21 protein-coding genes are annotated in these 20,533 nt (G+C 68.3%); 15 read left to right on the top strand and 6 right to left on the bottom strand.

Annotated features, from left to right (window positions below):
- Nucleotides 1–28 precede the first annotated feature (28 nt).
- From ACH34S_RS35330 to ACH34S_RS35305, 6 genes are all read right to left on the bottom strand, one after another.
- The gene (locus ACH34S_RS35330) at nt 29–481 is read right to left on the bottom strand and encodes a hypothetical protein (protein ID WP_395957244.1); all 453 of its coding nucleotides are present in this window, start codon (nt 479–481) and stop codon (nt 29–31) included.
- Between the two features lie 165 nt (nt 482–646).
- The gene (locus tag ACH34S_RS35325) at nt 647–976 is read right to left on the bottom strand and encodes a hypothetical protein (RefSeq protein ID WP_395957243.1); all 330 of its coding nucleotides are present in this window, start codon (nt 974–976) and stop codon (nt 647–649) included.
- A gap of 105 nt (nt 977–1,081) precedes the next feature.
- Nucleotides 1,082–2,917: a hypothetical protein gene (locus tag ACH34S_RS35320; RefSeq protein WP_395957242.1), complete on the bottom strand. Its 1,836-nt coding sequence runs from the start codon at nt 2,915–2,917 to the stop codon at nt 1,082–1,084.
- Between the two features lie 62 nt (nt 2,918–2,979).
- The gene (locus ACH34S_RS35315) at nt 2,980–4,221 is read right to left on the bottom strand and encodes an AAA family ATPase (protein WP_395957241.1); all 1,242 of its coding nucleotides are present in this window, start codon (nt 4,219–4,221) and stop codon (nt 2,980–2,982) included.
- 78 nt (nt 4,222–4,299) lie between these two features.
- Entirely contained in the window at nt 4,300–5,196 is an 897-nt protein-coding gene (locus ACH34S_RS35310) for a MarR family transcriptional regulator (RefSeq protein ID WP_395957240.1), read from the bottom strand.
- Nucleotides 5,197–6,004: 808 nt separating this feature from the next.
- Complete coding sequence (locus ACH34S_RS35305; RefSeq protein ID WP_395957239.1) at nt 6,005–6,496, bottom strand: ATP-binding protein; 492 nt, start codon at nt 6,494–6,496, stop codon at nt 6,005–6,007.
- A 682-nt stretch (nt 6,497–7,178) separates the two neighbouring features.
- On the opposite strand from ACH34S_RS35305, the gene ACH34S_RS35300 reads away from it, so the two are divergent.
- The 15 genes from ACH34S_RS35300 to ACH34S_RS35230 all read left to right on the top strand — a co-directional run bounded on the left by ACH34S_RS35300 (nt 7,179) and on the right by ACH34S_RS35230 (nt 20,478).
- Nucleotides 7,179–7,973, top strand: a complete 795-nt coding sequence (locus tag ACH34S_RS35300; protein ID WP_395957238.1) for a hypothetical protein — start codon at nt 7,179–7,181, stop codon at nt 7,971–7,973.
- A 397-nt stretch (nt 7,974–8,370) separates the two neighbouring features.
- Nucleotides 8,371–8,850 carry a helix-turn-helix domain-containing protein gene (locus ACH34S_RS35295; RefSeq protein ID WP_395957237.1) on the top strand — a complete coding sequence of 160 codons (480 nt, stop codon included), beginning with the start codon at nt 8,371–8,373 and terminating at the stop codon, nt 8,848–8,850.
- A 131-nt stretch (nt 8,851–8,981) separates the two neighbouring features.
- Entirely contained in the window at nt 8,982–9,542 is a 561-nt protein-coding gene (locus tag ACH34S_RS35290) for a hypothetical protein (protein WP_395957236.1), read from the top strand.
- Nucleotides 9,543–9,588: 46 nt separating this feature from the next.
- Complete coding sequence (locus ACH34S_RS35285; RefSeq protein ID WP_395957235.1) at nt 9,589–10,869, top strand: MAB_1171c family putative transporter; 1,281 nt, start codon at nt 9,589–9,591, stop codon at nt 10,867–10,869.
- A gap of 38 nt (nt 10,870–10,907) precedes the next feature.
- A complete protein-coding gene (locus ACH34S_RS35280; RefSeq protein ID WP_395957234.1) occupies nt 10,908–12,122 on the top strand; it encodes a cytochrome P450 in 1,215 nt (404 codons plus the stop codon).
- A gap of 196 nt (nt 12,123–12,318) precedes the next feature.
- Nucleotides 12,319–12,804 carry a hypothetical protein gene (locus ACH34S_RS35275; RefSeq protein WP_395957233.1) on the top strand — a complete coding sequence of 162 codons (486 nt, stop codon included), beginning with the start codon at nt 12,319–12,321 and terminating at the stop codon, nt 12,802–12,804.
- A 461-nt stretch (nt 12,805–13,265) separates the two neighbouring features.
- On the top strand, nt 13,266–13,688 hold the full coding sequence (locus tag ACH34S_RS35270) for an ATP-binding protein (protein WP_395957232.1): 423 nt from the start codon (nt 13,266–13,268) through the stop codon (nt 13,686–13,688).
- The gene (locus ACH34S_RS35265; RefSeq protein ID WP_395957231.1) at nt 13,675–14,286 is read left to right on the top strand and encodes a hypothetical protein; all 612 of its coding nucleotides are present in this window, start codon (nt 13,675–13,677) and stop codon (nt 14,284–14,286) included. Before ACH34S_RS35270 ends, ACH34S_RS35265 begins: the two co-directional genes overlap by 14 nt.
- 788 nt (nt 14,287–15,074) lie before the next feature.
- Nucleotides 15,075–15,779, top strand: a complete 705-nt coding sequence (locus ACH34S_RS35260) for a hypothetical protein (protein WP_395957230.1) — start codon at nt 15,075–15,077, stop codon at nt 15,777–15,779.
- A 43-nt stretch (nt 15,780–15,822) separates the two neighbouring features.
- Entirely contained in the window at nt 15,823–16,614 is a 792-nt protein-coding gene (locus ACH34S_RS35255; protein ID WP_395957229.1) for a hypothetical protein, read from the top strand.
- A 191-nt stretch (nt 16,615–16,805) separates the two neighbouring features.
- Nucleotides 16,806–17,984: a CpaF family protein gene (locus ACH34S_RS35250; protein WP_395957228.1), complete on the top strand. Its 1,179-nt coding sequence runs from the start codon at nt 16,806–16,808 to the stop codon at nt 17,982–17,984.
- On the top strand, nt 17,981–18,892 hold the full coding sequence (locus tag ACH34S_RS35245) for a type II secretion system F family protein (RefSeq protein ID WP_395957227.1): 912 nt from the start codon (nt 17,981–17,983) through the stop codon (nt 18,890–18,892). Before ACH34S_RS35250 ends, ACH34S_RS35245 begins: the two co-directional genes overlap by 4 nt.
- 191 nt (nt 18,893–19,083) lie before the next feature.
- Nucleotides 19,084–19,785, top strand: coding sequence for a hypothetical protein (locus tag ACH34S_RS35240; RefSeq protein ID WP_395957226.1), 702 nt, complete (start codon nt 19,084–19,086; stop codon nt 19,783–19,785).
- 46 nt (nt 19,786–19,831) lie between these two features.
- Entirely contained in the window at nt 19,832–20,026 is a 195-nt protein-coding gene (locus ACH34S_RS35235; RefSeq protein ID WP_395957225.1) for a hypothetical protein, read from the top strand.
- 77 nt (nt 20,027–20,103) lie between these two features.
- Nucleotides 20,104–20,478 (top strand): hypothetical protein, encoded by a 375-nt coding sequence (locus ACH34S_RS35230; RefSeq protein ID WP_395957224.1) that lies wholly within the window; start codon nt 20,104–20,106, stop codon nt 20,476–20,478.
- Nucleotides 20,479–20,533: the final 55 nt, after the last annotated feature.

Genomic DNA, 20,533 nt, shown 5'->3' with positions numbered 1-20,533 from the left:
CTCGTCAACGATACGAACCACCGGGACGTCAGGCGCCCTGTGCCGGGCCGGTCGAGGCTGCGTGCCGGGTGTCGGCCGGGAGCGTCGCAGGGTGAGCCGGGGCGGGGTCCAGCGCGGTGTAGCTGGGGCCGCAGAGCGCGCGGCCGAGGTCGTGGTAGGTCTCGGCGAAGGTGGTGCTCGTGGCGTGTCGTCCGCAGCAGCCGCCGTCCAGCTTCTGGCAGTCGGGGCAGGAACGGGGAATGTTCGGGCGTGCGGCGGCGGCATCGCGCAGTGCGGTGATGAGCGCGGCCTCGCGGTCCAGGATCGGTTCGGCAGCGGCGGCGACACGGTAGGCGACCGTAATCAGTTGTTGTGTGGCCTGGTGGGGATTGCGGGGTTTCTCATCGAGTCGAGCGGTGGCGGTGATGAGGTCGCAGAGCTCAAAGATCAGGCAGGAGTCGATCGCCTCCGGCTGGGCGGCAGTTGGTCGATGGTGATTCACGAACTTGTCCCTTTCATTGCAGGTAGTGAGTGCGCCCGGAGCGGGCGGTGTCGTGGTCGCAGGCGTTAGCTTCCCCGACAATGAGCTGGGCTCAGCCTTTGGGCGATTGGTCGGCGTGGCTCAGGACGGCGGCTACCTCGTTCCTCGGGCGGTGGAGTGGCCCGGTCATGGTTCGCCGCCCCGGACGCGGCAGGCACGTTCGTCATCTGCGTCAAGGTGGATGACCGGGAGTTGGTGGATTCCGGTGGTCAGGGCGCGGTGGACGCGGTGCCACCCGTCGATCACCAGGGGCGTGCAGGTGCCCGGGATCGTGACGGTCAGCAGCGGGCGGGCCAGGTCGACCGTGGCGGCGTGGTCCGGGTCGATGCCGATCACGGCGCGGGCCCAGGCCAGCGGCCGGATGTCGGCGCGGCGGGCGCGGTGCCGGGTGGCTAGGCGGGTGGCGGTGTCGATGTTCCATGCCCAGCCGAGCAGGACGAACATCTCGTCGGCCACAGTGTCTCCGTTCGGGTGGTGGGTTCGTAGATGCGCGGGCTGGTGGGTGCAGGGTTGGGCCGCCCCGGTGCGTCCGTTCCAGCGACGCACGGGGCGGCGGGGTTGTCAGGCGGTGCGCAGGGCGCGGACGGCGGCGGTGCCGATCGTGTCGGCGGCGGTGGCGGGATTGGTGAGGGTGACCAGGTGCGCGCCGTTCATGGGCCTGGTACGGGCGGACAGCGACAGCCACAGCACGGCGCATCCGGTGGCGGTCAGCCGGTCGATGCGCTGCTGCCCTTCGGTGGGCTGGTCGTCTTTGAAGAGGCCGTCGGACACGATGACCAGCAGCCGGGCGGCGCCGGGGCGGGTCAGATCCAGAGCCGATGTGAGGGCGTCGACGGCCTGGACGAAGTCTTCGCGGGAATCGCGGGCGGCGAACTCGGTCACAGCGGCCGGGGTGCGCCCGGGGTGGGTGACCGGACGGACGCGGGAGCCGAAGATGACGGTGGCCGAGACGGCGTCGGGCAGGTGCCCGGCGGCGCGGGCCATGATCCACGCGGCGGACGCGACCGGCTCGGCCATGGCGTTCATGGACCCGGACACATCGCAGGCGATGCCGAGCCGCAGCGGCGGCGCGGGCACGTGGCGGCGGATGGTCTGGGTGAAGGGCTCGGCGGTCGGAATGGTCCCGGCGGCGCGCTGGGCGTCGGCGGCCAGCGCGCCGCGCATGCTGAGCCGTCCGGGCGGGGTGGGTGAGGTGTGGGCGGTGGTGACGCGATCGCGGTGCGATGCTGCGCGCAACTGCCGGGCCAGGCGGCGCGCGGCGGCCTGCTCACCGGGCCGGGGCTGGCGGGTCCCGGTGATCTCGGTCTGGCCCCGGCGCCCGGTGCCTGTAGTGCTGGCGCTGAACACGCGGCGGGCGGCGCGGTCGGCGGCGTCCCGGGCGTCCTTCTCCTGGCGGCGCTTCTGCGACGCGCTCGGCTCCGGCCCGGCAGCGGGCGGCGCGGGCTGGGAGGCATCAACGGCGGTCATGGTCGCACCGACCGCCTCGGCCAGCGCCGACGGGTCACCCGACGCGCCGGGCGTCCCGGGCTCGGGCGGTGGAGCGGGGAGGTCGGGGTTGACGTCCAGGATGCGGCACCACCGGCGCCCCAGGTCCATCATGGTGTCGGCGTCGTCGTCGCGGGTGGCGTGCGCGAGATGCCACAGGGCGGCCAGGGCACTCAACCGGGTCGGTCCGAGCACGCCGAGGACCGTGGCGGCCAGCTTCTTGGTTTCGGTTGGTTCGAGGATTCCTGCATCGGTGCGGGCCAGCAGCAGCGCGGCGGCGTACCCGGCGTTCCATGGCGTCATCGCCGTGTTCGGTGTCGTGACCGGCGGAGTGCCGGACGAGGCGGCGGGCGGCATGACCGGAGGTGCGGTGGTGGGTGAGATGAACTCGGCGAACACCAGGCGCGTCACGCAGGCCCGAATCCAACGGCGGTCGGCCGGGCGGCGGCGAATCTGGGCCACCTCGATCCGTGACTCTTCCAGCGCGAGTGCAGCCTGAGCTGCGGCGGCAGACGGATCGCCCGGGATGCTCCAGCGGGTGTGGGTAGCGTGCGCGGCCTCATGCGTCAGCACGCCCCACAGGGCCGGATAGCGTTCCCGGTCGGCCGGGCGGGTCGGGTCACAGGTGCCGGGTTGCTGGCCGAGGTGGGTGCCGTCGAGTTCGATGGTGGCCAGCGACGGGACGTAGCAACCGGGCGCACCGCGCCCCAGCCCGGGCGCACACCGCACGGTGAGGTCTTCCCGGTCGGTCAGATCGGTCACCGCGTCAGTGAACGCGGCTGACAGCGGCAACCACGCCCCGCCCAGCCCGGTCACGGGCGCGGGCCCGTGGGCGGGTGCCGAGGTAGCGGGCGCTGTGCCCGTTCCGGTGCCGGTCGGTGCGGTGGGTGCGGGGATGACGTGGGTGGCCATGGTTCCTCCGTGCGTTTGGGCGCGTGCTGAGACGCGGGGATGTGCGGGCGGGCGGGTGCGGGTCAGATCTGCTGGCCGAGGGCGAGCGGGGTGACGGCGCGTCCGTAGACGCCGGACACGACCTCGGCGACCACGTCACGGTCTTCTTCGGGCGCGACACCGAGAAGATTGGCCACCGCCGCCTCGGGGCCGAGAACACCGGCGATCTTCTGGAAGTTGATCAGCTCCCGCAGTTGCGGGGACCAGCCGATCTCGCCGGAGGATTGACGGCGGGCCAGGTTCCGCGCGACGCGCACCGCGCGCGGGTGGATGTCGAGCTTGCTGGCCAGTTCGTAGTCGGTCGACACCTGGATCTGCGCGGCGAACCGGGAGGCCAAGGCCTCGGTGAGCACGGCACCGTGCACGCCGGGGTTGTGCCCGGCCACCACGTAGAAGCCATCTTTGGCGGTGATCGTCTCGCCCTTGTGGGCCTTGACGGTGATCTGCCTGCGCCCGTCCATCGCCGGGTACACCACCGCCAGCACCTTGGGCGAGATGAGGGTGGCGTCATCGATGAGCAGCGCGCGGCCCTCGGTCATCGCCGTCACCAGCGGCCCGTAGACGAACTCGTATCCGCCGCCCGGGGCCTGGGTGTACTCGCCGACGAAATCGGCCACGGCGGTGTCGCCGTCCCCGGCCACCGTGATCAGGTCGGGGAACGCGGCCTCGACCAGGGACGTCTTCCCGGTCCCGGGCGGCCCGTACAACATCGCCGGGATGGACGCCTCCCGCAGCCGCCGCAGCGCCGCCACGTCCGGCAGGTCCGCCAACCGGCGCGGGTGATAGGTCTGCCCGTTCGGACGTACCACCGGGCCATCGGCGGCGTTCCCGTCCTTCCCTGACGTGCTCGGGGTGGGCGCGGGCTCGGCCTTCGGGGCGGGTTGGGTCTTCGGGGCGGGTGCGGCGGCACGGCGCGCCGTCCGGCTGCTGGACCCGCCCTTGACGGCGTCGGCGGTGGTGAAGGTGGCGCGGTAGCGGCGCGGCCCGGTCGACACCAGCTTGGCCTGCTTACGGTCTGCCAGCGTCGTCAGCGCGTTCCCGACCGCCCCGGCGGACCGGTCCAGCATCCGGGCGATCTCCCCTGGGCTGAACGAGGCCCCGGGGTGGTCGGCGAGGATGGCGGCGACCTTGCGGCGCAGTTCGCCTTGCCCGAGGCGACCGGCACCAGCAGACGCGGGTGCGGCGGGTGGCGCAGTGGCACTCGTCGAGGCGCTCGTCGAGGCGCTCGTCGGGGCGGTGGTCGAGGCGGTCGGCACGGTGGTCATGACACGGCTCCTTGAGATGTCGTGGTTTTCGGGACGGCAGGGGCGGGCGGGTGGCGCGCCCGCCCCGTGGGCGTGAGGTCAGTTCGCGGCGGGGGCGGTGAAGCGGCGCGGCCGGTCGCACACCAGCTCGGCCTCACCGGCCTCGGTGAGGCGGTCCAGGGCGTTGGACACCGCGCCCGCCGAGTGCCCGATCACCTTGGCGATCTCGTGCGGGGTGAACTCCGCCCCGGGGTGGGCGGTCAGGTGCCCGGCGACCTTCGCGCGCATCTCACCCGGCCCGGAACGCGGCGCACCCGACGCCGTACGCGGACGGCCATTCGCAGCGGCGCGCACCAGCCGCCGCGCCTTGCCCGACCCGCCGTAGGCGGCCTCCACCGCCGTCAGCGCCGCCGCGCCATCACCGGCGTCCAGACCGGACAGCGCCGCCCCGACCGCCTCGCGCAGCGCCGTCAGCGCGTCACGTGCCTCGGCCACCGCCGTCGCATCCATCCCCGCGCCCGCTTCTGCCTCCCCGGCGTCGGCATCACCGGCGTTGGCGTCCTGGGTCGTGGTGGCGGTGTCCGCACCGGTCGGCGTGCCGGTAGCGGGAACGTCAGCCGTTGGCGCGTCTTCGCCGGACGCCTCCGGTGCGGTGTCGGTGGTCGTGGTGTCAGCGGTTCCGGTGGTGGCCGTGACCGGTTGCCAGGTGTCGGGCTGGCGCTTGCCGCCGTCGTGTCCGCCGCGTGTGCGGGTGGCGTGCCCGTCCTGTTCCAGGGCGGTCAGGGTCCGCGCCACCGTCGCGCGGCTGACGCCCGACGCCTCGGCGATCGCGGTCACACTGGCGCCGGGATTGGCCGTCAGCGCGTCCCACACGTCCCCAGCCGCCCCGGACGGACGCGCCCCGCCCGTGATTGCGTCGGTGCCGTTTCCGGTGTTCTCGGTGCCCGTGACGCCGTTCCCGGTGTCGCCATTGGTGGTGATGTTCTTCGCGGCCATTTCGACTCCCATTCGATGCGCCCGGCGACCGGGATTTCCGGTGCCGTTCCCCTTCATCGGGAGCTCGACCATTTCTCGATGCCGCGCCACTAGGCAAGCATCTTCGGCCGCGTTTTTTATTCACCTCAACGGCTGAACCACCTAACCAACTACACCCCGCGCCACTAAACCCACCCAGCGGCAAAGCAGAATTGCACTGATTAATAACCGCACCCTCGTTCGGCCGTACGTCTTTTCAGAGGCCCGCTGCGGAGAAGGCGCGGTTTCCGGGCCCGGCAACGCTATTCAGAAGGTCGTATCGTGCCTCGCTGCAGGTGATAAGCGGTGGCGGCAAGGCGACTCAGCGGCATGCGACCTCGCTCGGGGCACGCGGGGGCCGGCGATCAGCCTGTCCAAGGAATTAGCCAATGCGGGGCGATATAGGGAGCGGTCAGCGGAGAACGGCGGGGACAGAACAGTTCCACTCCCAGCACGCGAGCTATTACCAGGGGTCGCCCTGGTGACGAGTCGGGGCCACGAACAGAATATGCACCACCCGCAGCGACCTGCCCAGACGCCGCCGACCGGGCCTTCTTCTCATAGACAGAATCCCGAAAAGAACCCCGAAAAGAAGGGGCAACCAAACCCCGGAAAGACGAGACGGCCGCCGAGGCGCGCCAGCGAGTAAATGCATACAGATCGCCATAACGGCGACGGCCCCGTCCGCAGCCCAGTGAGACTGGGTCTACGGGCGGGGCCCTGACCTGCCGATGTTGCCTCTACTCTGTCCCCAGAGGGGCCAGCCTGATAAGCCCAGGCTGGCCTCTCCTCATGAGACCAGCGAGGCCGCCTGCCCGGTGCCGGACTGGGCGGGGAGGCGAAGGTCCATGTTCGCCCAGACGGTGAACCCGTTGGCCGAACTGCCGTGGACACCGGTCGTCAGCGCCAGCTTGGACACCGTGAGCAGGCCGTAGCCGCCCACCCGCGGTTCACACCCCGGCATCTCGGACCGGATCGTGGGCACGCAGCCCCCACCCAGGTCAGTCACCGCGACGCGTGCGAATTCGCCCAGCGTCACCTCCAGACCGAACCAGCCCTGCTCGCCTCCCGAACGCGAGTGCCGGACCGCGTTGGTGGCCAGCTCGGCCGCCACCACCGCCGCATCCTCCTCACGCCCGGTGCCCTCGAACAGCATCGCGACGAACATCCGCGCCGTGCGCACCTGGTCTTCCCGGCCCTGGTACACCCGACGCCAGCGCATGGGCTCCGCCCCCCACAGCCACTGGCCTGCGGTCGACAGGCCCCAATTTCCCGTTCCCATTTCCCCGTTCTCCTTCTTTCGGGCATGCGTCATCCACACCAGCGAATGACGCCGGACAGCATCAATGAAGGAACGACTCTCACGGTGGGTCAAGTGCTGGACACGATCAACAAACAGAGGACCGCATCCTGCGGGACAAGCCGGCCAACCTGTTCGCACATGTTGGAAATATCTCAACTTCGAGCCACTAAGCGAACTATTTCAAACTGGTAGTCCCTCAGAGCAACACGTTGAGCGCGGCTGAAAGACAAGCGCCGCTGGCGTCGGACTGCCCAATATCAGAGGCATCGCTTGCGCGTGCCGAGCGTGCGGTCCGGGACATGAGCGTGAGCAGTGACCGCCGACGGCTGCGACACAACTTCAATCCATCGGCTAAGACCTGTGCCTGCTGTGATCGCCCTGGGTGTCGTCAGGCAAGGTGTCCGGTGACCGATCGGAGATCCTTTACCAAGAAACCCTGTAGTCGATGAAGGCCCAGGCAGTTGCCGTTTTGAGCACTTGCCCGGCTTTACCTCCCCGGGCGGGAGTACGACTGACACACAGTGTTCTCGCAGGTCACTGCGCTTCTAAGCAGATCATGAACACACCGTGGACACCGTCCCCGCCCACGAGGTGCTCATCATCTGCACACACCGTCACCGATACCTGACGCCGTCGATCCGTCACGACCTTCGGGGGCGTCATGACCAACCACCAGATCAACGACCAGCGTCCGGCCAGTGCAACCACCGGTCAGCGGTCGAGCAACGCGCTGACCGTGGCCGAGCGCTCATTCGTTCTGCTGACCACCGGTCCGAACCCGCTTGCAATCGAGGGATCCGTCATCGGGCACGGCCTGCCCGCCAGGCCGGTCGACCTGCGCGAGCTACGGGCCCTGCTGCTGGACCGGGACTCGTCCGACGAGTTCAAGGACGCAGTGTGGCGGCAGCTCATCCACCGGGCTCGGACTGGGGGCCCCGCCTGGGTGGTGGGTTGCGCCGGAGTGGCGATGCCAGGTCTGAAGAGCATCGCAGCCCGGGTCATCCGCTTCAGCCCAAGCCGACTCACCGACGACATCGTCTCGGAACTGCTAACCGAGTTCGTCGCGCAGCTGGCGCGCATCGACATCGAACGTCCGCACATCGCCGCCCGGCTGATGCTGTGGGCACGCAAGGGAGCACTACGCGCTCGCGGTCGGGAAATGCGCGACGTGCCCTACGACCCCGATGAGCTGCCTGCCCCGGCATCCATCTCCGAGACCGACCCGGTCGCGCTACTCCTGAACGCTGCACGTCAAGAGATCATCACTCCGGCTGCCGCCGAACTGATCATCGCGACACGGTTGGACGGCCTGTCCGTCCAAAAGCTGGCCAGCGAGCAAGGCGTTCCGGCAAGCCGCCTCTACAAGCAGCGCCAAGCCGCCGAGCTCCGTATCGTGTCCGCAATCCAGGAAGGACGAATCTCCGCCACATCCGCCATTCAGCATACAAACGCATAACGCCTGAGCGACTGCGCGGCCCCGGCCATCCGGAGCATTAGGCCGCCCGGCAGACACCTCTTCGCGGAGGAACATGCTCGCCGCAGCGTGATTGGCAATTGATCTCGCGCGCGCTTGCGATCGCCTGGTGTCGCCCGCCCTGCGTTTGCGGGCGGCACCAGGTCTCGCCACGTGGATTTCCTCCTGGATGTACCGCTCCGCAAATATCCCAAGGGATCGCCGAGATCGTTTAAGTGCGGGTGTTGGGAGGTCAGGAAAATGCCGGTTGCGGACGATAGCGGCGCAACGCGGAGAATGTCTTGAGGTGTCAACTCCGGTTACGCAAGTGCAGCGTCTGCGAGAGACGCCGGTGCCATACTGTTGACCAGGGTCTTCGGCTCGGGAGAGGAGGTGCTTTGTGATCGACGATGACACCGCGTCGGGGATGGCGGACGATGACGTCGAGGTACCGCCTCTGGCCCGCAAGGTCGATTACCTGTTCCGCCGGATGCATCCGGACGACCGCGGGCCCTACTCGCTTCAGGAGGCTGCGGCCGCGATCGAGGAGCTGACTGGGGAGAAGATCTCACACAACACCCTGTGGAAGCTGCGGACCGGCAGGCACGACAATCCCACCAAGCGGGTGCTGGAGGCCCTGGCGACCTTCTTCGGCGTACCTCCCTCCTACTTCTTCGACGATGAGGTGTTCCGGGCCGTCGAGGAGCAGATCGAGCTGCTGACCGTCCTGCGCGACACCGGGGCACGCGGCGCGCACCTACGTAATTTCCTGCGGTTGTCGCCCGAGGCGCAGCAGATGGTCGGTGAACTGATCGAGTCGACCGCCCGCTTGGAGCAGCGCACCAGACCTGACGATCCCGATTCCTCTCCAGATAGTTGAGCCATCTGTGGCACAATCACAGTCGGTGACGAGAGAGTTGCATTAAGTCGGTCACCGAGAGGGAGCGCCTGGCGTTGACATCGGGGAGGTGACCAGTGCGAGGTGCGCTGCGACGGCGGTGCCGTGCTCGTGTGGAAGCGCTGGAGGTCCCCGAGCCGTGGGATTTCGAGCAGTTCCGTGCCTGTGTCGCCGCTCTCACGGGCCGCCCGCTGCGGGTGATGGAGATCCCCGCCATGCCAGCGGGACTGTGCGGTGTGTATGTCTCCACTACGGGCGCCGACTACGTGTACACCACGACGGGAACCACGCAATTCCATCGCGAGCACATCGCGTTGCATGAGATCGGCCATCTGCTCGCCGGTCACCGGGGCGAGGTGGGCGTGGAAGATCTCGCCAAAGTGTTGCTACCGGATCTGAGCCCCGAAGTGGTGCGCACGGTGCTGGGGCGTACTAGTTACACCAGCGAGCAAGAGCGGGAAGCCGAGTACTTCGCCACTTTGGTCTTGGAGCGGTCGCGGCCCGGCCGAGCCGAGCCTCGGGTCGCTGTCGCCGATCCCGCCGTCGCCGCCCTGCTTGCCCGGTTGGAGGACAGCTGGGGACGCCGCTCGGTGAACCGGCGTTCCGGGCCGATCGACCAGACCGCCGCCGTCGAGTCACCAGCACGCGATGCGAAGGGTGAGCCGAGCCGCTAGCCGATGCCGGCGAGCGGACGACTCCCACATCATCCGGGGGCTGTCGATGATCAACCTGGTGTTCTGGACGGTCGCCGCGGTGACGTTCGCTGCGGCAGCAGGCAAGGCGCGTGGCCTGCGCGATCCTGATCCTCCACCTGGGCTGAGGGCGGCGTGCCTGATGCTCGTGACGTTCGGCTTGGCCTTGCTGTTGATCTCGGACGGGGCGCAGCAAGTGGAGAGCGCGCTGTTCCCCAATCTGGGTCGTTTGCTGTCCAACCTGTGCACGACGGTGGCCGCCTTCGCGGCCTTGGCGCATCTGCTGAGCGTCACGCGCCCACCGGCGGAGGCCCGAGTACGCATCCGCCGCTGGCTGGTAGCGCTGCTGGCTGCCGTAAGCGCCATGAGCGGGCTGTTCTTCTCCAGCCCCTTGCCACCGGTCATCGGCGGCTTCGGTGCCCTTTACCGTGACCGCCCCGCGCTGGTCGCTTACACCCTGATCTACGCACTGTTCCTGGGGTGTGCTCTAACGGGCCTGGCGTTGATCACCGTACGGTACGCGGGCCTCGCCGCCCGGCCCGCACTCCGGAGCGGGATGCGGATCGTGGCCTTTGGATGCGTCCTGGGGATCGTCTATCTGGCCGAGAAGACGGTCGTTGTGCTCACGCAGTGGTTGCATCTGGCCTCGCCCGTGCCGGGCCATGACAGGCCGTGCCCTAGCCCACTTCATCCTCTCGGATGCGTGTTCTCGGTCGGCTTGCCGGTTCTAGCGGCGCTGGCGATCACAATCGGCATGACCCTGCCCGCATGGGGGCCGGTCGCGATGGCCCCGGTCCGGTGGCTGCGGTACTGGCGGACGTATCGGCGGTTGGACCCGCTATGGACGGCATTCGCGGCTGCGATGCCGCAGATCGTCCTGCCCAGAAGCGGGGCGGACCGTTTCAGCTACCGCTACGGGGTGCACCGCCGGGTTATCGAGATCCGTGACGGGCTGCTGCTCCTTGGGCCCTACCGCGACCCCGTCGAAGGCTACGGGACCGAGACCACCGCGTGCGGTGCCGGTCTTCCGGTTCGGCAATCTGCGGCACTGCGGGAGGCGATCTCGATCCGTCTGGCATTGGCCGCTTACCAGTCTGGACGACCTGCAGCAGGACGGACTCGCAGTGCCATTCCCGCCGAAACCGGCCCCCGAGCCGACCACCAGGAGAAGGACACGATGAACAGCGAGGGCGGTGGCGATCTGGACAGCGAGGCCGGCTGGCTGATGGAGGTGTCCTTAGCGTTCTCCGCCACTGCCGACGTACCCGTGGAGGCCCTCGCTGAGGGCACGCCTCGCCCACGTTCATGACGCCGTAGCGTCCCGCGATCCCTATCGAGGAGTCCCTCGTGTTCGACGCCGACTTCCACCGCGACCCGTACCAGGTCTTTGACCGCCTCCGCAGCCAGAGCCCGGTGCAGCGGGTGCAAGTCTCCTCCCGCGGCCACCACGCCTGGTTGATCACCGGATTTGCGCAGGCCCGCGCCGCCTTGGCCGACCCCAGGCTGAGCAGGGACACTCGCCGCTTCGGGTACCTGTTCGGCAACCGTCGCGACATCGCCCCGGCGATACAGGCCACGATGCTGGCTACCGATCCTCCCGACCACACGCGGTTGCGCCGCCTGGCCGCCCAGGCGTTCACCTCCACCGCCGTGGACCGGCTTCGCCCCCGCATCCAGCAGATCACTGACCAACTGCTGGAGACGATCGCGCCTCAGGGCGCCGCCGACCTGATCGCCGAGTTCGCCGTACCGCTGCCGGTCACCGTTATCTGCGAGCTACTGGGGGTCCCTGAAAACGACCGCCCCCAGCTCCGCTACTGGTCCGACACCCTGTTCACCACTGCCGACGCCACCGTCCGCGACGAGGCCTCCCACTACATCGCCGACTACATGACGGCCTTGGTCGCCAGCAGGTACCACCGCGCCAACCGGAGCCCAGCCCCTCCAGGCGAGGACGGGGATCTGCTCGACACCCTGATCGCGGCCCGACATAGCGGTGACCGCCTCAGCCAGGAGGAAGTGGTGTCGCTTGCGGCGCTACTGGTGATCGCAGGACATGAGACGACCACAAACCTGATCGGCAACGCCGTGCTGGCCCTGCTGCTCAATCCCGATCAGCAGGCCGCAGTGGCCACCGATCCCGACCTCCTCGCCCCAGCCATCGAGGAATTTCTGCGCTACGACTCGCCCCTCGGGATCGCCACCGTCCGGTTCACTAGCGAGCCGGTCGCCTACGGCCCTACCGTGATCCCCGCCGAGCAGATCGTCATGATCTGTATCGGTGCGGCCAATCGCGACCCTGCCTATTACCCAGCCCCCGCGGCCCTCGACCTCGCCCGCGCCGGGGGGCGGCACGGCCACCTGGCGTTCGGTCACGGGCCCCACTACTGCTTGGGATCCGTACTGGCCCGCGCTGAAGCCCGCATAGCCCTGGAGACCCTGCTACGCCGTCTCCCCGAGCTGCGCCTGGACGCCACGCCCGAACAGCTTGTCTGGCGTCCCAGCCGGATGATGCGCGGCCTTCGGACCCTTCCGGTTCGCTGGCATCCCCGCCCCTTCTGAATCCCCAGACGAACGAGCTGCCTCTCACCACGGCACGTGTTGAGACACACGCCGTCCATCACTTTTACTCCGAGACACGGCGACGATCAGCACCCAATCCGTTGACAGAGCGAGTTGGTACGACTACTCTCCGTGGATGTCTTCACTTATAAGTGAAGACGGATCGTTCAGGTGACGACTCCACGGGGGATACATCATGGGCAAGGACGCCCTCACAGCAGGATGGTCAGACGGGAAAGCCGTTGGCGCCCGTGCGGTCTTCGTCCCGGCCGCGCAGGCCCTGACACGGATCATCCACACTTACGCGCCCGCGCAGGCGGCGCTGTTCCAGCCCGCTCATTGGAGAGGCCTGCAGCCCGACCCCTACGCCCTGCGCCGTGAGAGCGATGCGTTGGCCGACCGTAAGGTCCTTGACCTCGAACTGACGGCGATCGGCATCGCGAACGAGGCCATCGCCATCAGCCCCGAACTGAACAACACCACCACGACCGCCTGCGGCAGGCTCCGCCACGGCATCAGTTGGGTCAAGGGGGTGAGTTGGATCATGAACGCTGCCCGACCCGTTACCGACGCTGCCGCGGACACCAATGCATGCCGGCTTCTCGCCCAGGCGGCCGCCATCGAGCCGCATTTGCGCGACCGGGGCGTGCGCAGCCCAATGGACACGCTCGGGCCGTCCTGACACTGGCAACCTCACCCGGCCAGGGGCGCAAGGCGTGTGAAAGTCCCGACACGACAAGGGCTAATAGCACGTGACCCTCTGTTGGTGTCCGAGCTCAATTCCTAGCAAAGCAATCAGTTCTTGAGCGCAGTGGCGCTCACGCCTCGCCATGCGCGCTGGACACGATAAAGCGCGAGAAACGATACCCAAGACGACGTCGAGTGTTTCGCATCGTGCCCGCACCCTCACCAAAGAGAATTCGGACACGATGCATAACTCCGGAAACACTTACCTCTGCACTGTCGCCTCACCGACATCAACGGGTCTGAGAACCCACGCGAGGTGAACAACTAACCCGTCAACGCAACGTCGCTTACAACGGTCAGCGGCACCACCCCCGAGGATGTGTGAGCACCATGACCACAAGACCGACCAGACAGGCCAGAACTCGCCACTACCCCGCTCAGCGCGGGAGCGTCTGCATGGCCCGCAACCAGACCATCACGGCGCTTTGCAAATGGCGCCTTCCGGTCTCGGTGGACGACGCCGCTCTGGTCGTCAGCGAGTTGGTCACCAATGCCATCCGGACGTCGGAGCCCACCGACCAGATCACCCTCCACCTGCGGTGGTTCGGAATCGGGTTGGTGATCGGCGTCTGGGACGCCTCCACGGAAATGCCGATCGTCGGGATGGTCCGGACCCTGGCACCGGACGACATCACCCCCGACCCTCGGGCCCTTGGGGACGACGATGACCGACCGGGTGGATGGGGGCTCCCTCTGGTCCAGGCGGTGGCCACCGCATTCCACGTGGAGCGCACCCACTCGCCGATCGGCAAATGGGTGACCGCGCTGCTCCCCACCACAGCCAATGCGATTAGGGAGGAACGTGATGGTGTCGCCTGAGGCCCTCACCGTACTGGCGTTGTGGGCGATGGCGATGATTTGCATCGTGATCGTGCAGGCGATGCGGCCGGCCAAGCTCACGCCTCGACGGTGGATGATGGCCGTAGTCGCCCTGCTGCTCCTGACAGGGTGCACTGCCGAGGAATCGTCCGTTCCGCTGCCAACCGCAGCTAAGTCACCCTCGGAATCGCCGCCGCCGCAGTCCGAGGCTGAGGCGATCAAGCGTTCTTACATCGCATTCATCGAGATCCTCGACCGCGCCGACTCGTTGCCGACCGGTACTCGCCAGCAGGAGCTCGCGCGCCACATGACCGACCCTCAACTAACCAGGGTGATCAACAGAACCCAAGAAATGAACGAAGAGAACATCGCATCGTACGGAAAAGTGGTCGCACATGTGCGGGAGATCCAGGTCAATGGTACGGATGCCACGCTGCGCGACTGCCAAGACTCGCGCGATGCGGGGGTAATGAACACGCTCACAGGCAAGAAGATCAATCGCGGTATCGAGAAGGAGAGCATCAAGGCCTATCTGTCCAAGGAACCCGACGGTCGATGGCGTGTCACAAAAACGGTCTCCTACGGAAAGGGCTGCTGAGCGATGCCCATCTCTCTCATAGTCCTCACTGCGGCGACCCCACTCAGTCTCGTCGTCACGATTTCGTCCCCTCAAGAGCCGACCCCACCGGTTGTCGACGGGAATATCCGCAGCTACTGGTTCGGCGCCGAGCAGGATGGAAGGCCAGGTGGCTCCACAGGCGAGCCCGAAGGGCCATCGGAGAACACCGCTCCTTCAAAGGGTGATGAGGAACAGTCCATCGGCCCTCATGAATGCAAGACCGTAAAGGACAACGTTCAGGTCTGCACTCCCGTTCGCCGGAAGGAAGGCGGCCCTAAGGTGTCGCCTGCGCAGTTGGCGATGGAGGAATGGAGACGGTTGCCGATTCCCGCTCCACGCGTGCGAACGGCTCCGCCACGTCGGGCCGCTGGGCTGGTCGGGTTGCCGGAGTGGTTCTGGGTGACGAACTGGCGGTCGTTGGGAGGACGGGCGTCGGCCGGTGAAGCGTGGGTCGAGGTGTCCGCCATCCCGCAGCGGATGTCGATCGAGCCGGGCGACGGGCGCCATGCGGTCCGCTGTCCAGGGCCTGGGGCGCCGTACGTTGCGACCGAGTCGGCAACCTCGCAGCACACGAACTGTTCGCACACCTATGTGCGGTCATCGGCGGCTCAGCCGGACGGTGCTTATCGAGTGCGGGTGGCAGTGATTTGGGGCGGGACATGGCGGAGCTCGGAAGGCGCCAGCGGGGTGTTGCCGCCGTTGAGCCGGTCGACGAGTTTCCGGTTGCGGATCGCCGAGGCCCAGGGCCTGTACGGATGAGGGGCGTCATGACGTCGATCAGCAAGAAGACCTCACAACCTGGCTCGTCATCGTCGTCCCCGCCATCGGGCGGAAACGCGAGCAGCGCGACGGCGAGACGATTGGCGCGCCAACGACGGCCAGGGTGGATCGCGGCCGGGATCATGCTCGTCGCACTGGCCGTCTTGGCCAATGTGTACATGTTGCGTTCGTCGAGCGACCGGGTCTCGGTGGTGCGGGTGGCCCGTGAGGTCCCGGTCGGTCAGCAGATCATGCGTCCCGATGTCGACGTCGCTTGGGTAGCGGTGGACTCGGCCGTGGCGACGGTTCCGGGACGCCAGCTGACGCAGGTCGTGGGGAAGCGGGCGGCGGTTGGGCTGCGTAAGGGGACGTTGCTGGCAGCGTCGCAGTTGACGGCGCAGGTGGCCCCGGAACGCGGTCAGGCGCTGGTCACCGTGCCACTCAAGACCAGCTCGGTACCGCCGGGGCTCGCGTCCGGCTGGCGTGTGCGCGTGGTGTTCACCGCAGGTCCCCAAAGCCAAGCCACCGGAACAGCCCCTTCCCAAGCAGCCGCACCGGGGGACGTCCCGGCGATCGTTGACCAGGTGGGCGAGCCGAGTGCAGACGAGTTGGTGACGGTGTCGTTGCTGGTCCCCGAGGCAGACAGCAGTGCGACGGCGCGGCACGCAGCGGCCGAACAGGTCGTGCTCGTAGTGACGGACAGGCGAGGCTGAAATGACGCTGTACTGTCTGGCCTCTCCCGGCGGGTCGCCGGGGGTGACGACGACCGCGCTCGGGGTGGCTCTGGCCTGGCCTGGGAAGGTGCTGCTGGCCGAGTGCGATCCGATGGGGCGCCGGGTGCTGCCCGGTTACATGGCCGATCGGTTGCGGCAGCCCGCCGGCCCAGGGCTGCTCGGACTCACGACCTCGGCGAGTGCCGAGTCGGACGTGTCCGCTCTTCTCGAGCAGTGCGTCGTCCCGCTGGATGAGGACGGCCGCGCCGAGCTCCTGCATGGGATCCGCGATCCTCGGCACGCCGCGCACCTCGCCGCTCTATGGCCCCTCGTAGCCCGAGCATTGGCGACCCGTGAGGGGGATGTGATCGCTGACGTGGGACGCCTCGGTGGTTCGGAGATGCCGGTGGCGTTGCTGGAGGCCGCCGACCTCGTGGTCGTCGCGCTCAAGCCAACGCTCGCGCAAATCGATGCGGCCAGGCCGCGCCTGGACGTCCTGCGGACTCTCGTAGGTGATCACGGACAGATCGCCGTGTGCCTGGTCTCAGACGGTCCCTATAGCGCGGCCGAGATCCGGCGCGTGTTGAAGGCTCCCGTGCTGGCCGAGCTGCCCTGCTCGCCGGCTGATGCGCAGGTGCTGTCAGACGGCGCGCGCCCACGCAGGACGTTCCGAGCGTCCCTGCTCGTGCGCTCGTTCGACCGTCTGGGCAAGCGGATGCGTGAGCAGACAGAGGCGCGCTACGAGCCGACCGCCACTTCCGACGACCCTCGCGTCACCGCGCAGACGGTGGTGGAGGCAGCCGCACGCACGATGCCAGCGGGGGGACGCTCATGAGTGGGCCACCGTGGAGCCCTTCCACACCGCCCACCTCTGCCACGTTCACCGGTATCGCAGCCCCATCTGGTCAATCTCACGGAGTCGACCTGTGGGTGGCGGCGCGTGAGGTGTCCGCGCGGCTGGTGGACGTCCTGACCGACGGCGTGGATCGAGTGCGGGCGTGGCACGTGATCGAGTCGCAGGCCCAGGTGTGGGCGCACGAGCAGATGTCGGCGGGACGTGCGGTCCCGGTCGAGGCACAGCGCCAGGTGGCGCGGCTGGTGTTCGACCGCCGGTTCGGGCTGGGCCCGTTGCAGCCGTACGTGGACAGCCGCGATGTGGAGAACATCGTCGTCAACGGCTGCCGAGAAACGTGGGTGACCTACACCAGTGGGGTGAAGGAGCCGGGTCCGGCAGTAGCCGAGACCGACGAGGACCTGATCGAGTGGGTGCAGCTACTGGCGCGGCGCGGCAATTCCGGCCGGGAGTTCTCGCATGCCTCTCCGCTGCTGGACGTCGCCCTGCCAGGCGGAGTGCGGTTGGCCGTCGTCGGTTGGGTCTCTCGGCGCCCGCATTTGGCGTTCCGGGTGCATCACCTGGTCGACACCACCCTGGAGGAGCTCGCCGCCAACGGGACGCTATCGCCGACGTTGCAGGAGTTCTTGTCGGCGGCGGTGAGGGCGCGGCGGAACATCATCGTGTGCGGGGAGGTCAACACCGGCAAGACCACGCTGGTGCGCGCTCTCACGGGTGAAATCCCCGCAGCCGAGCGAGTCATCACGCTGGAGAGCGACTTCGAATTGTTCCTGGACGATCCGGCCCTTGCGCATCGGCGCTCGGACGTCGTCGCGCTGGAGGCGCGCCAGGCCAACGCCGAAGGCGCCGGGCAGGTGCGGTTGCAGGATCTGGTGCCAGCGTGCCTGCGGCTGAACCCGGACCGGGTGATCGTGGGTGAAGCACGGCATGGAGAGCTCGCGCCGATGCTGGAGGTCATGTACTCGGGGGCGCGCGGTTCGATGTGCACCCTTCACGTCCACCGTCCCGAGCACGTCTTCAACCGGGTAGTGCAGCTCGGCCGCCGCGCCGACCTCGGCCTGTCGGTCGAAGACCTGCATCTGATGTTCGGCCTGGCCGAGCCACTGGTGGTGTACCTGCGACGAGACCCGGTCAGCAACGACCGATTCGTCTCCCAGGTGATGGAGGTCGGCCCACCCTCGGATTCACCGGAGCCGACTCGCAACCACATCTTCGTTTCCGGTGAGGACGGCCGCGCCGTCCCAGCGGGTGGACACATCAGCGCCGCCCTGCTGAACGACCTTTCAGAGCACGGTTTCGATCCGGACCTGCTGGCCGCTGAACCCGTCCAAGCGGGCGGTGGCTGGTCATGACAAGCCTTTTGGCCGCATTCACCGGCTGGTGCGGTGCCGTCGGCATCGTCGTTGTCGCCGCCGGTGTCCGAGGGACCGATCCGGCGGGCGAGGAGGGGCGTCCGCCGGATCGGTTGCGGTTGTTGGTGCGGTCTGCGACCTCGTCACAGCGGCGTAACCGGCTGCTGGCCGGGATCGGTTCCGGGCTGATGGTGTTGCTGCTGACCGGGTGGCCGGTGGCCGCCGTGGCGGTCGCCGCCGGAGCGTACGCGTTGCCGCCGATGTTGTCGGGACGCGCGCCACAGCGCCGGATCGCGCGCCTGGAGGCACTGGCCCAATGGTCGCGGCGGCTGGCGGAGATGATCGGCGCCAGCCGCGGGCTGGAGCAAGCCCTCGCCGACAGCTTCCGCGTCGCCCCCGCCCCCATCCGCCCGCAAGTCCAAGTGCTCGCGGGGCGATTGAACAACCACGCGGACACAGAGCAGGCGCTACGAGCGTTCGCCGACGAGCTCGACGATCCGATCGGCGACCTGATCGCCTGCGCGCTGCTGCTGGCCGCCCGCCGACGCGGTCCCGGCACCCGGGAGGCGTTGAGTCTGCTGGCCGACGCAGTGGAGCAGGAGGTGATCGTCCGACGCGACGTCGAAGCCGAACGCGCTGGCCTCCGGACCACGCTGATCGTGATCGTGGCATCCGTCGCCGTGCTAAGCGCGCTGTTCGCCTCCTCCCACACTCTGGCCGCCCCATACGGCACGCCGCTCGGGCAAGGAGTGCTCGCCGCCGTGGCCGCGATTTACACGGCGGGACTGGTGTGGATGCAACGGCTGGCCGTCCTGTCAACCGGCACGCGATTCCTGCACATGAGCGATGGACTCGCAGAGTTTGTTCGGCCCCGGCTCGCTCGCGCTGAACGGCGGCCGAGCCAGTGACCGCAGGGGCCGTCCTCGCGGGATGTCTAGCGGCCACCGGCCTCATCCTGCTCGTGCGCGAGTTGTGGCCAGCGCCTCCACGCCTGAACGCCGCGCTTGCCCGTGTGCAGGCCACACCCCTTCACGCCGCATCAGCCGCCAGCCACGCGCCAAGCGGGCTTGAGCGTCTAGGCCGATGGCTGGCGGACCGGGTGGCGCGCCCGACCGGGCTGCTCGCCGTTCCCCGCTCGGACCTGGCGCTGCTGGGCCGACCGGTCGAGCGGTTCATGCTGGGCAAGCTCGCCCTGTTCCTGACGGGGCTGACCGCACCCTCGGTGCTCGGCGGCCTAGTGGCGCTCGCCGGGGGTTCGCTGCCCTGGGCCCTGCCCGTTCTCGCCAGCCTGGTGCTGGCGGCGGTGCTGTCCCTGGTCCCGGACTGGAACGTGCGTTCCCAGGCCCGGCAACGGCGCCGCGACTTCCGCCACGCCTTCACCTCCTACCTGCAACTGGTCGTGCTGGAACGCCAAGCTGGCGCCGCCCTAAACTCCGCGCTCGAGAACCCCGCGCAGATCACCAACGGGTGGCCGTTCCAGCGCATCAACCAAGCGCTGACGCGGGCGCGCCACGCCCAGCAGCAGCCCTGGCACGCGCTTGCCCAACTCGGAGCCCACATCGACGTCGGCGACCTGATCGATCTCGCGCACACCGCCGAGATCGCCGGTGGGGAAGGCGCCAAGATGCACGACGTGCTGATCGCCAAGATCGGCTCGATGCGGCACGAAGCGTCCGCCGCCGCACGAGCCGAGGCCAACGCCCGCACCACTGCGATGTGGGTGCCCACCTCCCTGCTCATGCTCGGGTTCGTCGTCCTGATCGGCTTCCCGTTCTTCTCCAAACTCCTCAGCTCCGGCTGACACATCCGCATCACGAATTCGGGGGACCATGAACACAATCACCACCGTGGCGGTACGCATCTTGGCCGCCGCCCTCAACCGCATCGCCGACCTTGACGCCCGTAGCGACCGAGGATCAGGCGTAGTCGAGACGATCATCATCGTCGCCGGATTCGCCGGTCTGGCCTTCACCGTCTACCTCGCGGTCTCCGGGAAGGTGAACGGCTGGATCAGCAACATCCCCGGCGCCAGCGGCCCATGACCCGCCCCATCCCATCCCGAAGACGACTGCGTGACGCAGGTTCCGCCACCGTCACCGCCGCCATCATGTTCCCGGCCGTGGGGCTGCTGTTCCTAGTGCTGGCCCAGGCGGTGCTGGTGTCGGTCGCCGGCAACGTAGCGCTGTCGGCCGCCGAAGAGGGCCTCCGCGTCGCCCGCGCCCGACACGGCACAGCCGCCCAGGGCCAAGCGGCAGCCGTGCATTTCGCCCTCGCCGAGCCTGTCCTACAGGCGCCCGTCGTTACCGTGTCCGGCTCCACGACCATCACCGTCCAAGTGACCGGGAGCGCGCCGTCGATCCTGCCTGGCGTCAGCATCGGCATCACTCGCGCGGTCCGCGGCGCCCACGAACGCTTCACCGTCGATCCCCGTGGGTTCACGAATTCTGAAGGGTCATCTGGCGCGAACCCAAGGGGGGTGACCCCTGGTGGGTGAGCTTAAGCCCTCAGGTTCGGGAACCGAAGGCGCCGGCAGGGTCGGCGTAGGCAGA

Source organism: Actinomadura sp. 3N508, assembly GCF_044326375.1.
Classification (GTDB): domain Bacteria; phylum Actinomycetota; class Actinomycetes; order Streptosporangiales; family Streptosporangiaceae; genus Spirillospora.
Note: the sequence above shows the minus strand (reverse complement) of the source record. Positions and strands in the feature narration are given on the sequence as shown.